This window comes from Chitinophaga agrisoli (assembly GCF_008386695.1).
Classification (GTDB): domain Bacteria; phylum Bacteroidota; class Bacteroidia; order Chitinophagales; family Chitinophagaceae; genus Chitinophaga; species Chitinophaga agrisoli.
Map to the genome: position 1 here is coordinate 2,123,921 of NZ_VUOC01000004.1, position 15,185 is coordinate 2,139,105.

A 15,185-nucleotide genomic window follows, 5' to 3' on the forward strand; every position below is an offset into this window, starting at 1 on the left:
TAATATATTATGTTTACACGCAGTAATATTTTAGGCGACGGTGACCCGCAACGCTTTTAAACCGCTTAGCCCCTGCAGGTCTTCCAGCTCCAGTTCCTCCATATCCTGCTTTAATACGCCCGTTTCCTGCAGATATTGCATAAAGGGCAGATAATCATCTACATCCTTACGGCTAAAATAGATCAGCGCCAGCTTATCCGGCTGCGTTAATCTTTCATTGGTATTGCGTATATGCACCTTATCTATCCGTTTCTTGATCATCTGGTAACGGATATTATAGGTGCCTTCCACATCAAACCGCCGCTCATCCGCCCTAAAGCTGATGTCGATGGTATGGTTATGCGCAAAGATAAGCTGGGTGGTCTGCAGCGGCACTGCCAGTGTGGGTAACAGTTCCCGGGTAAGTTTGGTGATAGCGGCCATGGAGGATAGTTGCCACAGGCGCAGATGTTTCAGGTGAAAATGGTCAAAAGGTTTATCCGGCGCAATAGATTGACCTATATAAATATCGTACTCAATTCCGTCAGAGCGGAATTTTTCAAAGTAGCAGGGATAGGACTGCTGCAGTACATGTTTCTCTGTTTCAAAGTAATTATTGATCGCGCTGTTAATAGTTTGCATGGATAATTCCAGTGCATGGCGGTGCTCCTGCAACTCGCCATCCGTTTGATGCAGCAGTTGCACATAGGCGTCAACAGCAGCGCGGGTAGCTGGTTGTTGCTGTGCCAGATGCTTCAGGTACGGCACGGTACCTTCTGTGAGGAAATAATTGAGGTTTGTTTCATCCGTGGCCGTTAGCTGCTCCTGCTGCACTACCTGCTGCCATTTACGGGCAGTGAAGATGGCTTCCTCCAGCAGGGAGGAATGCTGCTTTTCGTGCAGGTCCGTCAGCAGGGTGGTCAATAAACGCAGATGGCTGTCCAGATCTGCTTTTACAGCGTTGTTCCGTTCCACCGTAGAGTTGCGTATATCAATGGCCCCATATAAAGGATACACATCATTAAAATGCACATGCTCCGTTTTGGTAGGCAGGTTCTTACTCTTTGCCTGCAGGTAATGCCAGGCGGCTTCGTTAAATTTCCACTGCACAGCGGGTTGCAGGGAAGTGAACTTTTCCTTTACAATGTTCTCTATCTCCAGGTTAAACTCGTCAATATAGATCTGCAACAGCTGGCCAACTGGGGCAAGTGCGGGCTCCAGCAGGGCCAGTGTCTTCTCGTCAAAAGTATCATCGCCCCAGGTATGCATGCCCAGCACGCCCGCCAGCGCATGATTAAAGAATACGGGAAACAGGGCCAGGGAACGTACCCCCTGCTGACGGAACCTTTCCAGGAAATCATATTCGTCAGACGGCGCCTCCCTGTAAATATCCGGCGAAAAAAAGAAGTTAGGATTAGCCGCAAAACCGCTGGCCTCCCGCTTAAACTCCTCCGGCGTCAGCGCATCCTCGCCCCACACCGCAAACAACACTCCCGTACCGCTTTTGGCAAAACCATATACCGGCTCGTTATTGATGCGTACCAGCGGAAACAGGTCAAACTCTATCTTATTCGTGCGCACCAGCGTTTTAAGGGACCGTATCACGCTCTCCCGGGCTGCCACTACATCTTCCTGGTTGCGTGTAAGGCGCACCCGGCGTATATTATCCACCGCCTTATAAGGCGTAATATCCTTAATGGTACAGATAGCAATGCCCCGGAACTGGAACATATCCAGCGGCAGGGTAGATTCCAGGATCTCGAAGCCGGCCCCCTGGCTCAGCTGCATATATAACTGATCGCAATCCAGCGTGGGGAGCTCCCCTTTATGCGTAACGGTAATAAAATCTGTATTCACATTTACCGTATAATATTCCAGCAGGCCGGTAACCGTATTAATGCCGGAGTGATAGAGCCCTGATTTTACAGGCGACTCAAAATCATACAGCCTTTTAAGGATAAAGGAGTACACCAGCTGCAGGCGGTCCCGGTGAAACTCTTCCGGCGTTTTGGTCATCTCATATACATCATGCCCTTCCTGCCGCCGCTCCAGCAGTTCATACAGCATATCCGTACCATAAAAGATATAAGGCTGAAAAGGAAAGCTAAGGCCCCAGGCCAGCTCCTTTTCATTGGCCAGCGGCGGTGTATTGGAGGCATACATGTATTGCAGCAGGGCCTCGTAATTCTTCATTTCCTCTATGGGCAGCTCCTTCCCCGCTACCTGCATTTCCTCAAAATGATGCAGGACCGTCCTGTAAAAATTGCCCTTGATGGTTGTTTCCTCCGCCGCCCGCTGTTTCATATACTCTATAAATGGCGTAAAAGATATGGCGGCGTCTATGGGCAGTAATAATGCCTTATTGCCGGAGGCGTCCAGTATATTGTTTTTCATTGTTTAAGCGCTGCAACTGAATATATAAATAAAATAATACTGCAAAAAGCCTTGCTTACCCCAATGTTAAGCCTTTGCAATCTTTTTTGCACGATTATTTTTCCTACCTTCCCACCGGCTATCTTTAGGGGCGGATATTTTATGACACCTTCTCAACTACCTGACATACTGGTAGATCAAATGCGGAAAGGGGATTTCAGAGCATTTGAGACATTATTTAATACGTACTGGGAAGAACTTTATCAGTACACAGCCCGTATTTTGGCCAGTGAAGAAGACGCCCGCGATCTTATCCAGGACCTCTTTGCCGATATCTGGGAACGAAGGGAACAGCTTCAGATCCAGACCCATATCCGCTATTACCTCTTCAGCGCCGTACGCAAAAAGATCCTCTGCAAATTCCGGGACAACGGCCTGAAGGAAAAACACCTCGAGAAATTTGTACTGCACGAAGAGCTGCGTTCAGAGCTCACCCTTAACACGCTGATCCACAAAGATATACTATCTCAATTACAGGAAGACCTGCAGGCCCTGCCGGAAAAAGAACGCCAGGTATTCCGCTGGTACCATTTTGATGAGCTGAGCATCCGGGAGATCGCCCGGCTGAATGGCACCGCAGAACAAACCGTGCGCAACCAGCTTAATAATGCCTACCATAAAGCCCGGGGGATCATCGGTAAATTGATGATGTTCCTTTAAGCCCCGGCGGCCACCTCCCCCCTCCCCTATATTACCAAAATGTTAAGCTGCTCCATCCAATAGTTAAAAACGAAAGGTTGTGCAACTTATAGGGAAACAACCATCCTGCATGCGTCAGATCGTTAAAAGACTAATTGAGCGTTACCTGGAAGGCCAGACCGCCCCGGCAGAAGAGCAGTCCATTACGGACTGGCTCGATACGCTGGCCGCCACTGAGCCTTACCCAGGCAAAACGCTCTCTGACAAAGACAAGGAGCACCTGCGCCGCCAGCTCTTACAGGCCATCCGCCGTAAGACCGGGCAGCAGCAAAAAGTACGGCGCATGATATGGCGCCGCACCGGTGTGGCCGCTGCCGTGGTAGGCCTGGTATCCGTAGGCGCGCTGCTCATCCGTTTCCTGACCGCCCCCCAGCCTCCCGCGTATGCCTCCCTGCAGACCGGCCTGGGCGAAAAGAAGGTAATGACCCTGCCAGACAGCACCCGTATCTATTTAGCACCTAATTCTGAACTGTTATATCCTGAAAGCTACCCGCAAAGCCGCCATATACAGCTGCTGCGCGGGGAAGCTTTCTTTGAAGTGACAAAAAATGCTACCCAACCCTTTACCGTAGCCGTAGATAGCCTGCAGATAGAGGTACTGGGCACCTCCTTTGATGTGCAGGCCTATCAGCAGCTGCCGGACTGGCGCATAGCCGTAAACACCGGTAAGGTCCGCGTAAGCCGCCAGCAACAGGTATTAGGCCTGCTGGAAACCGGCCGCCAGATGCACATCAGCCGCCAGGATAACGCCGTTACCCTGTCGCCCGCCAATAACAATGCCCTGGAAGGATGGGTGAAGAACCGTATGGTATTTGAACAAACACCGCTGCCGGAAGTGCTGGCCCTCCTGCAGGAATATTACCCGGTAACTTTTACACAACAATATAAAGGCGACCTGCTCATCAGCGGCTCCTTAGATACGAAAATGCGCGTGGAACAGATTATTGCTGTACTGGAGGAACTGGGTAACCACGACATACAATTCCATAAAAAAGCGAATAATCGTTATGAAGTAACAAACAATCATTAATAGTTAATGACCGTTAGGCGCTAACGGTCATTAACCAAAGACAAAGGCCTGATATCTAAGACTATCAACGAATGACCAGGAACTAAAGAGCATCAAACCACTTAGACTATAATAAAACTGTACGCTATGATTAGACGTATTACTCCTCTATGCACTAAACACAAGAACCGTTCGCCCGTGCTGATGGCGGCGTTGGCGCTCTGCCTTTCCGCAGGTGTACCGGCAGCTTTTGCACAACAGCAAACACAAACGGTAAAAGAACTACAGGTAAAAGCCGGTCCTTTAACCACAGCACTCAAACAGCTGCAAACAGAAGCCGGCATTAACCTCATCTATGACGCCGCCAAACTGGGCAGCTACCGCGTAAGCGCGCACCGCTACCGCAACCAGCCCCTGGCGGATGTTCTAAAGGACCTGCTGCAATCCACCGGTTTGCAGTACACAGAAAAAGAAGGCGTGATCATCATCAAAGCGCCGGAAAAAGGCCCCCTGCAACGTGTACCAGTAAAAGGTAACGTAACCGACGAAAACGGTACGCCCCTGCCCGGCGTAAGCATCCAGGGCGGCGCTGGCGGCGCCATGACGGATGATAAGGGCAACTTTACCTTATCCGCAGATCCCGCACAGGATACCCTGGTATTAAGTTATATAGGCTATAAGACCGCCCGCACCCTGCTGCATGGTCAAAGGGAACTGAAGCTGCAATTAAAAGCAGACGCCAGTATGCTGACCAGCGTGGTAGTGGTAGGGTATGGCAGTACCAAAAAAGGCGACCTTACCGGCGCCGTTAGTCATGTGTCAACAAAAGATTTTAACGCCGGCGTCTTCAGTTCTCCGGAGCAGCTGCTGCAAGGCAAGGTGCCCGGTTTGACCGTAACCCGCAGCGGCGATCCTAATGCCACCCCTTCCATTACCCTGCGCGGCCCGTCTACCCTCCGTGGCGGCGAAGCACAGGAGCCTTTCTACGTGATAGATGGCGTACCCGGCGCTTCTATACAACTGGTGGCCACCAGCGATATCATTTCCATAGACGTTCTGAAAGATGCGGCCTCCACCGCTATCTACGGCGCCCGCGCGGCCAATGGCGTGATCATCGTCACTACCCGCCGCGCCGTAAACGGCCAAAGCTGGGTGAACTACAATGCCTATGGCGCCCTGGAACAGGTATCTAAAAGAATAGAGATGATGTCTGGCGATGAGATGCGCAAATACCTCGCAGATAACAATAAGGCCCTGGCCCCTGCTGACGATGACGGCGCTAATACAGACTGGCAAAAGGAAGTGACCCGCACCGGCGTATCGCATAACCATAACCTCTCTTTTGGCGGTGGCCAGAATAATACCATGTACAGCGGCAGCGTAAACTACCTGAGCAACGATGGTATCATGAAAGGCTCCTCACTGGAAAGGATCAACGTACGCGGCAACCTGGAACAAGTAGCCTTCGACGACCGCCTGAAACTGAACCTCTCCCTCAGCAATAGCATCAGCACCCAATACCGTATACCGGACCTGGTATTCCCTAACATGCTGCTGTTCATGCCTACGGTGAATATCAAAAACGCAGACGGTAGCTATAAAGAAGACTTTTCCCGCACCCGCGACTACCTGAACCCGGTATCTTTGATAGATAACAACGAAGACCGCACCAAGACCAAGATCATGCTGGGTAATGTGCGCGCGGAGCTGAAGCTGCTCCCTGGCCTGAAGTACAATATCAACATGTCCATGCAGGATGAGCAGATCAACCGCGATATCTATTACAACCATTTCTCCGGCCTGGCCCAGAAAAACAATGGCCGTGCCACCCGCAGCGCTTTCAGCAACACCAAAAAGATCCTGGAAACTTACTTCAACTATGACAGGACCTTTGGCCTGCACGATGTAAAACTGCTGGCCGGTTACTCCTGGCAGGAAGACCGCCGTAACGACGGTTTCCAGGCTTCCAACAAAAACTTTGTAACAGATGCATTAGGTTATAACAACCTGGGCGCAGGCAACCTGCCGCCCGGCGATGTGGTGGATTATGGCGATGAGCATATCGATATCTACCGCTTTATCTCCTTCTACGCACGCGCTAACTATAGCTTTAATAACAAATACCTGTTACAGGTATCTGCCCGCCGCGATGGCTCCTCCGTATTTGGTAAGAATAACCGCTGGGGTATCTTCCCCGCCGTATCCGCCGCCTGGAAGATCAAGGAAGAGCCCTTTATGCAGGGCGCCGCCTGGCTGGATGATCTGAAGCTGCGCGCCGGCTACGGCGTTACCGGTAACGCCCTGGGTTTTGGCGCCTTTACGGCCATACTCCGGTATAACCCCGGCAGCTGGTTCTATTATAACGGCGGCCTTATCACCTCCATTGGCCCTTCCCAGAACCCTAACCCGGACCTGAAATGGGAAAGCACCAGCATGGCCAATATAGGCCTGGACTTTGCCATCCTGAAAGGCCGTTTGGGCGGTTCCATAGACGTGTATAACAAACGTACGCAAGACCTTATCTGGACCTACAACGTGCCCGCCAGCCAATACCTGGTGCCGCAGCTGCTGGCCAACGTAGGTAAGATGAACAATAAAGGCATAGAGCTGCAGCTGAATGCCATGATCATCCAGCACCGCTTATTCCGCTGGCAGAGCAACCTGAACCTGGCGCATAACAAGAACAACATCGTATCCCTTTCCAACAACGATCTGAAGCTCTCCCTCATCCGCACCGCTTACCTGGGCGGTAAAGGCCAGACCAGCTTCTGGTCACAGCAGGTGATGGAGAATGAAGCCCTGGGCGCTTTCTACCTGCTCAAATACATGGGTAAGGATAAAGATGGCAATTCCCAGTTCCAGAAAGCAGACGGCTCGCTCACCATCACGCCCGGCACAGACGATCTGTATTATGCCGGCAGCGCGCAGCCCAAACTGCAATACGGCTGGAACAACACCTTCAGCTATGGCAATTTTGACCTGAACATTTTCGTTCGCGGCGTAATAGGCAATAAGATCCTGAACGGCACATTAGCTTCGCTGAACAACCCTACAGATGCCGCCAACTATAACATCGCCAAATTCGCCCTGCAGGAGCCCAGCACAGATAACAACGCCTTCTACCGGTCTGACCGTTTCCTGGAAAGCGGCTCTTACCTGCGCCTGGATAACGCCACCCTGGGTTATAGCGTGCCAATGCACAACCGCTTCATAAAAGCGCTGCGCATCTATGCCACCGCCAACAACCTGTTCGTGATCACCAACTACCGCGGTATTGATCCGGAAGTACCGCTGGGCGGCCTGGAGCCGGGTATAGACAACAATAACTACTATCCTAAGACTCGCTCTTACCTGTTAGGCCTGAACGTGAATTTCTAATGACTATTAAAGGAAACAACATGAAAAAACTGATCATACCCGGCGCCGCCTTTTTACTCGCACTCAGTGCCTGTACCAAACTGGATGTGCCCGTTGAATCTGAATATACGGAAGGCAACTTCCCCACCAACGAAGCCTCTTTTATTGCCGCTACCGGGCCTGCCTACTCTCAGTTGCCTACCCGTTATGCCGTGGACTACTGGCGTATGCAGGAGATGAGCACAGACGCTGCTATCATTCCCGCCCGCGGCGGCAACTATGTGGATGGTGGCCAGTACCGCCAGCTGCATCAACACAGCTGGACGCCCGATCACCCCAACGTACAAGGCGTATGGGAATGGGGCTACGGTGGTATTAATACCTGCAACCGTATCCTGCTGCTGTTTGAACCAGCACCGGAGAGCGCCAGCCGTACCAGGGCCATTGCAGAAATGCGCGCCATGCGTGCCCTGTACCACTTCTTTATGATGGACCTGTATGGCAACATCCCCATTGTAACGGTATTTGGCAGCAAAACTGCGCCGGAACAGTCTAAACGTGCCGATGTAGCCGCCTTTATCGAAAGCGAGTTAAAAGCCATCATACCAGACCTGGACGACCGCACCGGCGCCATCACCTATGGCCGCCCCACCAAATGGATGGCTTTTGCCATGCTGGAAAAACTGTACCTGAACGCACCTGTATATACCGGTCAGCAACGGAATGCAGAAGTAGTGGCCATGGCAGACAGCATCCTGGCAGGTAAACGATACAGCCTGGACGCTAACTACATCGCCATCTTCGCGCCAGAGAACGGCCCGCAGATCACAGAAACCATCTTTGCCGTGCCTTACGACGCTAATAAGATCGATGGCTGCCAGTTCTCCCGCTTTGGCCTGCATACCGCCCTGGTGGATAAATACAGCCTGCCCTTCCGGCCCAGTATCGCCATGAGCACCATCGCCTCCTACTATGCCAAGTTTAACCTGGCGGGCGATGTGCGCAATACCACCTGGCTGGCAGGTAAACAATTTGACAACGCTGGTAAACCCATCACCATCGCCACCACCAAAGTAGGCGTGGACGATAGCTACACCGGCGCAGACGCAAAAGATCCCTATACCTGGCAGCTGGATTTCACCCCGGAAATGCTCTTGCGCGGCGACCCGGCTAATATGGACATAGGCAACGACGAGCTGGCAAAAGCCAAAGGCGTACGTTCTGTTAAATACTACCCTGACAAGAACGCCAACCCCTCTACCCGTATGCAGAACAACGATATGCCGGTATTCCGCCTGGCAGACGTGCTGCTCATGAAGGCAGAGGCCATCCTGCGCGGCGCCGCGGCCACTACCGTCAATGGCGAGCTGCAACCCCCCGTTGTGCTGGTGAACAAGATCCGCACCCGCGCAAGCGCGCCCACCGTTACCGCCATCACCCTCGATGAGCTGCTGGAAGAACGCGCCCGCGAGCTGGCCTGGGAAGGCTGGCGCCGTAATGACCTTATCCGCTTCGGCAAGTTCGAAGACGCCTGGGGTTTTAAAACGGACAACGACACCCGCAAACGCCTTTATCCTATACCTACCAGTGAAAAAGTGCTGAATCCTAACCTGGTACAGAACCCGGGTTACTGAGTGTGCTGAATGAATGCCGACATCAAATTAGTTCTTTGATTGCAAATGTTCAATGCTTGGTAAATGATGACGGTTGGCCCTTTGGGGGCTGCTTTCAGGAGCAGCCCCCAAACCGCCTTCAGCTGCTGCAATTAAGAGTTGTGGTAATGAGCATGGAAGGAAGCCGGCGATAGCAGCACCGTCCCGTACACGGGAAAGATGCTATGTATATGATTAATCAATAAATCTAAAAGTGATTTTTTGCAGATTTTATATTGAAAAGTATCAGTTAAACCCAACCGATCCAAAAGTACCTTTGCAGAATGAAAATATCAACTACCTCACGTTCCAGGATGCATTTTACCAGCGATCACGAGTGGATTGATTTCAATGGTACTGTGGGCTTTGTGGGCATTTCCGCTTTTAAGCTTAAAGGAATTAAAAAGATTGACAGCATAAAATGGCATCGGCAGCGTGGAACCGTCAATAAAGGGGTTTTGGTAGCGGAACTTCTTTCAGAAGATTACAACATCCCCATACATGCTCCCGTAAGCTGTGTGATTCTAGGCCCAAATCCAAAACTGGCAGGCTATTTAGACCTGATCCTGGAAAGTCCCCAGGACAATGGTTGGGTATTTTTTTTAACACCGTTGCAGTTCAGTAATAAACAGGAACCACTGCTTTCTCCAGAAGAATATCAAAAGCTGACCCGCGCTATAAAAATTTCCTGAGTGCAATGGTGCAAAATACTTTAATAGAACAAACCTGCTATATAAACGACGCAGCATTTGACTTACTATATCCGGAAAGGATACGGCAGCTATCCAGGGAACATTGGACCCCAATGGGAGTAGCAAAGAAATCAGCAAAATTCCTGGCTACGGAACCTGGAAAAAAAATCCTGGATATAGGTAGTGGTGTCGGTAAGTTTTGCCTTATCGGCGGACATTTTTCCCCAGAGGTTTCTTTCCACGGCATCGAGCAAAGGCAAGAACTATATAAATTTGCAATATCTGCCAAGGGTCTAACCGGAACGAGGAATGTAAATTTTATTCATGGGAATTTTACGCAAATAGATTTTGCGGAATATGACCATTTCTACTTTTATAATGCATTCTTTGAAAACCTTGCCAGCGATGGACATATTGACCAACTGACTGAATATTCAACAATTCTGTATTACTATTATTCTCAGTACCTGTTCAAAGAACTGGATGCTAAACCCAGTGGTACCAGGTTGGTGACATTTCATAGTTTGGAAGACGAAGTGCCTCCCAGTTACCAGTTGGTGGACGCAACCGTTGATTTTCTCTTAAAGATGTGGATTAAAAGATAGATGCAAACCATCATCAAGGTATGGAAGTGAATTAGTTAATGATGAAGACAGATAAATATTTTTTGCTGATAACGGAACAACTGAAGACTGCACAGAGCAACGAACAGGTAGCAATAATTATTTCGCACGCAATAGCAGATATTGAGAAACAGGGAGGTGCAGATCTGATCAGGCCTTTTCTAACAAAATTGCAGGATTGGCTGGAAAAACGGTCACCACTTGATTACGATAGTACACAGTGGAGCTGCTTACGCTATGCTTCCATATACCTCCAGGATTTTTTGATAATGAACCTTGTTTAAAACCGAAAATTTGCGGATAGCTTATAATTATACTGATGCCCAATAGCTAAAGGAAGTAATATATGCTGCGTCATACGGGAAGGAAGCGGAATTATAAACACAATTTACGGTTAGCTGTTCTTTTGTGCTTTACTGCAGGAATGGTAAATGCGGCCGGTTTATTCGCCTTTTCTGTTCTTACAACTAATGTAACCGGGCATGCAGCGTTGCTGGCGCATAAATTAGCAACCGGGGACCTGCGTGCAGCGCGGATGGTTGGATTATGGCTCTTGCTTTTCCTAACCGGTGCATTCTTTTCCAGCTGCTGTATCGGCAGAGCCGGCCAAAACAAAAGGTCTGTCTATACATTGCCAATAATAATCGAGATAATGATCCTGGTAGCGGTAGGTAGTTTGGGACATACTTATGATCAGTCTGTCATCCAAACAGAGTATCTCGCCGGTAGCCTGCTGTTTGCAATGGGGATGCAAAATGCCCTTGTGTCCACAATATCGGGGTATGTCGTCAGAACTACTCATCTGACTGGAATGTTCACGGACCTTGGGATTGATCTGTATGCATTCATATCGGCACAACGTAAGAATATTGCCGGAATCAGAAGGAAAATTATTTTACGGTTAGTGATTATCTTCTTTTTTCTGGCCGGAGGTATCGTTGGCGGATATCTATTCCTGGATTTGAAATATTACACCTTTTATTTACCGGCAGTTATATTGGTTATTGCCATGTTTTATGATGCTTTCCGAATAAGGTTCAATAAGATGATAAATCGTATCAAGATCCAGGAAAGAAAAATTCCGGAAGAAACAAAATAAGATGTTGCCTATTTATAATTGGCAATTGCAACCAGCTTATTGATATTTTTTATTATAATTTTTCTGCCTTTTGTTTCCAGGATGCCTTCTTCTTTAAATTCAGCTAAGATCCTTATTACATTTTCCCTGGCTGTACCTACGAGGTTAGCCAGGTCTTCCCGGCTGATATTTATTTCTACTGGCATTCCTTCAACAAAATTCACTTTGTACTTTTCCCTGATAACAATTAATTGGAGCGCCAGCCGCTCACGCACAACTTTCTGAGCAAACATGGTCAGGCTGTTTGCCAGTACTGCGAACTCATGACTTAAGGTTTTAAGCAACCTGTTGTTCAACGCCGGGGATTGCTCCAATACCTTTAAAAAATCCTCTTTAGGAATGAAAGTAATGAGACTTTCTTCCATAACAGCGGCAGAATCAGGGTAACGATCCTCCGAAAGAATAGCATGATATCCAATAAGTTCCCCGGTATTGGCTAAATAGATGATCTGCTCTTTTCCATCCTTGTCTACTTTATACTTTTTCACCTTACCCTTATTTATATAAAATATCCCTGATGGGTAAGTCCCTTCCTTAAAAAGAATACCATTTCTTTTATATACATGCTCGCTTTTATGGGCCATCAGCAACTCAAAGTCATCCGGCTGCAAATCAGCAAGGATGGATCCACTCTTGAAATCCCATTTCTCTATCGGAAAAATACCCTTGATACTCATACATCTAAAATTACCATTTTTAAAATTGAAAAAACTCATCTTTTGAGGTGATAAAGTTTACTGTAGAGAAATGAATTGAGAAATACCTTTGTAAATGAATTAAGTGTATTTCAATGACGATACCCTCCCTGCCCAAACATTCAGATAAATGGTTTGATTCTGATTTTAAATTTCATGATCTATATCCGCTTTATATACGGGAACTCGCACAAAAGCATTGGACACCTTTAGCAGTTGCCCAAAAGGCGTCGGATTTCCTGGCAGCCGAACCTGGTGTGAAAATATTGGATATAGGCAGCGGGCCTGGCAAGTTTTGCCTAAGTGGGGCATATTATAACCCCGCAGCCGACTTTTATGGAATTGAGCAGCGGAATGACCTGGTATTTTATGCCACTATTGCAAAAGAAATGTTAGGTTTCAACAATGTTACATTTATACATGCCAATTTAATCAACCTCGACTTCCGGGAGTATGATCATTTTTACTTTTTTAACTCTTTCTATGAGAACCTGCCAGGTACTTATAAAATAGATAATAAACTTAACTATTCCAGGTACCGGTATAATAGTTATAATCGGTACTTATGTGATCAACTGGAAAAAAAGCCTGCGGGGACAAGGCTTGCCACCTACCATTGTTCAGAAGAAGAAGTTCCGGATGGTTATCACCTGGTAGGTACTGCAGTAGATCATTTGTTGAATTTCTGGATTAAAGCATAATCAGTGTACAGATATTGAGTGCACAATAGTTAAACAGAAAATTTCTCCGGGGGAAATGGTAACTTCGTGCAAAGTTTTTCTCGAAACAATTTTATGAAACTGGAAGAATTATTAGCACAAAGAAGCGGTGATGCATGTGAACTATGCCAAGATACCAGCTCCCTGAAAACATATGAAGTGCCTCCTGGGAAAGGCAATGACCCGGATATGTATATGCTGCTCTGTGATACCTGTCTCACACAGGTAGAAAAAAGAGCAGAATTAAACAGCAATCATTGGAAATGTCTTTCCAAGTCCATGTGGAGTGAAGTACCGGCAGTGCAAGTTGTCTCCTGGCGTATACTCAATCGTTTAAGAAACGAAAGCTGGGCCGCGGAAAGCCTGGAGATGCTGTACCTTTCCGATGAAATACTTACCTGGGCTAAAGCCACCGGCGATCATGAAAATGACGCCACCGTAGACCTGCAAAGGGATTGCAATGGCCAGATCCTCCAGCATGGGGATACCGTTGTGCTTACTAAATCCCTGGACGTCAAAGGCAGCACGCTTAATGCAAAAATGGGCACCGTTGTAAAAAACATCCGGCTGGTAGAAGACAATACCGCTCAAATTGAAGGTAGGATCGAAGGACAGATGATCGTTATTCTCACTAAATTTGTAAGAAAGCAAAATAGCTAAGCAGGCACTGTTTTGACTACTTATTTAAAGAATAAAAAAAGTGCGGTAAAGGCCGCACTTTTTGTTTACCTACTTATATTCTTTATTTAATGTAAAAAATGTTGTACTGTTTTAATATATAACCTATACAAGCGGAATTTCAGCAACATTATATTTCATACTATCTAATTTTTGTTTTGCGTCACTAAATGCATTTAAGGTAATCGTGATATCATCATAGGTATGCGCTGCCGTAGGTATGAGTCTGTAGATGATCTGCCCACGGGGTATTACCGGGTACACTACGATTGAGCAAAAAATATTATAGTACTCCCTCAGATCCAGGCACATGGCAGTAGCTTCGGGAATATCCCCTTTCAGGTAAATGGGTGTTACCGGGGAATTGGTACTACCAACATCAAATCCCCTTTCTATTAGCCCATGTTGGAGCCTCGCTACGTTTTCCCACAACTTCTCTTTTAATACAGGCTGCGTCCGCAACAGCTCCAGCCGCTTGATGTTGCCAATTACAATGGGCAAAGGAAGGGATTTCGCAAATATCTGTGAGCGCATATTGTATCGCAAGAAGTTGATAATTTCCTTTTCCCCGGACATAAAAGCGCCAATGGAGGCCATCGATTTTGCAAAGGTGGAAAAATAGAGATCTATCTGATCCTGTATCCCTTGTTCTTCTCCTGTTCCAGCACCCGTTTTACCCATCGTTCCAAAGCCGTGAGCATCATCGACCAATAAACGGAATTCGTATTGCGGCTTAAGTGCTGCAATTTCCTTTAACTTACCCTGGTCGCCTGCCATTCCGAAAACTCCCTCTGTTATTAACAAGAGCCCACCGCCTGTTTTTTGAGCCATTTCCCTGGCACGGCGTAGCTGCTTTTCACAATCAGCAATATCGTTGTGTTTAAAAACATACCGGTAGCCTGGATGCAGCCTTAGCCCATCTATAATGCAGGCATGGCATTCAGCATCGTAGATGATAATATCGCGGCGATTACAAAGTGCGTCAATTGCACTTAGAATACCTTGATAACCGTAGTTCAATAATATAGTAGCGTCTTTTTTTATAAAGGCAGACAGCTCATTTTCCAAATGTTCATGATAGGTGGTATTGCCGCTCATCATACGTGCGCCCATTGGGGAAGCTAAACCAAATTCTTTTGCCGCTGCGGCATCGGCTTCTCTTACCTGTGGATGATTTGCCAGGCCCAGGTAATTATTCAGGCTCCAAACAATTTTTTCCTTACCACGGAATTTCATTCGTGCGCCAATTTCACCCTCGAGTTTAGGGAATGAAAAATAACCATGAGCCCGCGCTGCATGTTCTCCAATAGGGCCGCGATCTCTTCGTAGTTTTTCGAAAATATCCATTTTTACAATTTCTGTTAACTAAATATTATTTACACTATAATTGAACAATTATTCTATATTATAAATATTGAACAGTTGCTTTGTTACAAATAAATCGTAATAAGATTAAGGAGCACAAGCGTGCTCCTTCTCTTGACATTCAAATTGGACATAACTGCGGTGTG

12 protein-coding genes are annotated in these 15,185 nt (G+C 47.6%); 9 read left to right on the forward strand and 3 right to left on the reverse strand.

Annotated features, from left to right (window positions below):
- Positions 1–30: 30 nt before the first annotated feature.
- Positions 31–2,373: a GAF domain-containing protein gene (locus tag F0L74_RS27565; protein WP_149841121.1), complete on the reverse strand. Its 2,343-nt coding sequence runs from the start codon at positions 2,371–2,373 to the stop codon at positions 31–33.
- Between the two features lie 141 nt (positions 2,374–2,514).
- On the opposite strand from F0L74_RS27565, the gene F0L74_RS27570 reads away from it, so the two are divergent.
- The 7 genes from F0L74_RS27570 (at position 2,515) to F0L74_RS27600 (ending at position 11,543) form a co-directional block, all read left to right on the forward strand.
- The gene (locus F0L74_RS27570) at positions 2,515–3,072 is read left to right on the forward strand and encodes an RNA polymerase sigma factor (RefSeq protein WP_188316199.1); all 558 of its coding nucleotides are present in this window, start codon (positions 2,515–2,517) and stop codon (positions 3,070–3,072) included.
- A gap of 109 nt (positions 3,073–3,181) precedes the next feature.
- Positions 3,182–4,141, forward strand: a complete 960-nt coding sequence (locus F0L74_RS27575; protein ID WP_149841123.1) for a FecR family protein — start codon at positions 3,182–3,184, stop codon at positions 4,139–4,141.
- 126 nt (positions 4,142–4,267) lie between these two features.
- Positions 4,268–7,498 carry a SusC/RagA family TonB-linked outer membrane protein gene (locus F0L74_RS27580; RefSeq protein WP_213087092.1) on the forward strand — a complete coding sequence of 1,077 codons (3,231 nt, stop codon included), beginning with the start codon at positions 4,268–4,270 and terminating at the stop codon, positions 7,496–7,498.
- A gap of 20 nt (positions 7,499–7,518) precedes the next feature.
- Positions 7,519–9,111: a RagB/SusD family nutrient uptake outer membrane protein gene (locus tag F0L74_RS27585; protein WP_213087093.1), complete on the forward strand. Its 1,593-nt coding sequence runs from the start codon at positions 7,519–7,521 to the stop codon at positions 9,109–9,111.
- A gap of 302 nt (positions 9,112–9,413) precedes the next feature.
- Positions 9,414–9,821 (forward strand): glycine cleavage system protein H, encoded by a 408-nt coding sequence (locus tag F0L74_RS27590; protein ID WP_149841125.1) that lies wholly within the window; start codon positions 9,414–9,416, stop codon positions 9,819–9,821.
- A 113-nt stretch (positions 9,822–9,934) separates the two neighbouring features.
- Positions 9,935–10,426, forward strand: a complete 492-nt coding sequence (locus tag F0L74_RS27595; protein ID WP_246197827.1) for a methyltransferase domain-containing protein — start codon at positions 9,935–9,937, stop codon at positions 10,424–10,426.
- 364 nt (positions 10,427–10,790) lie between these two features.
- Entirely contained in the window at positions 10,791–11,543 is a 753-nt protein-coding gene (locus F0L74_RS27600; RefSeq protein ID WP_149841127.1) for a YoaK family protein, read from the forward strand.
- A gap of 8 nt (positions 11,544–11,551) precedes the next feature.
- Here F0L74_RS27600 and F0L74_RS27605 read toward each other — a convergent pair whose 3' ends face one another.
- The gene (locus F0L74_RS27605; protein WP_149841128.1) at positions 11,552–12,259 is read right to left on the reverse strand and encodes a Crp/Fnr family transcriptional regulator; all 708 of its coding nucleotides are present in this window, start codon (positions 12,257–12,259) and stop codon (positions 11,552–11,554) included.
- A gap of 113 nt (positions 12,260–12,372) precedes the next feature.
- On the opposite strand from F0L74_RS27605, the gene F0L74_RS27610 reads away from it, so the two are divergent.
- Positions 12,373–12,978: a methyltransferase domain-containing protein gene (locus F0L74_RS27610; protein ID WP_149841129.1), complete on the forward strand. Its 606-nt coding sequence runs from the start codon at positions 12,373–12,375 to the stop codon at positions 12,976–12,978.
- 93 nt (positions 12,979–13,071) lie between these two features.
- Positions 13,072–13,656, forward strand: a complete 585-nt coding sequence (locus F0L74_RS27615) for a PhnA domain-containing protein (RefSeq protein ID WP_149841130.1) — start codon at positions 13,072–13,074, stop codon at positions 13,654–13,656.
- Between the two features lie 123 nt (positions 13,657–13,779).
- Here the strand turns inward: F0L74_RS27615 and F0L74_RS27620 are convergent, their stop codons facing one another.
- Positions 13,780–15,021: an aminotransferase class I/II-fold pyridoxal phosphate-dependent enzyme gene (locus F0L74_RS27620; RefSeq protein WP_149841131.1), complete on the reverse strand. Its 1,242-nt coding sequence runs from the start codon at positions 15,019–15,021 to the stop codon at positions 13,780–13,782.
- Positions 15,022–15,185 lie beyond the last annotated feature (164 nt).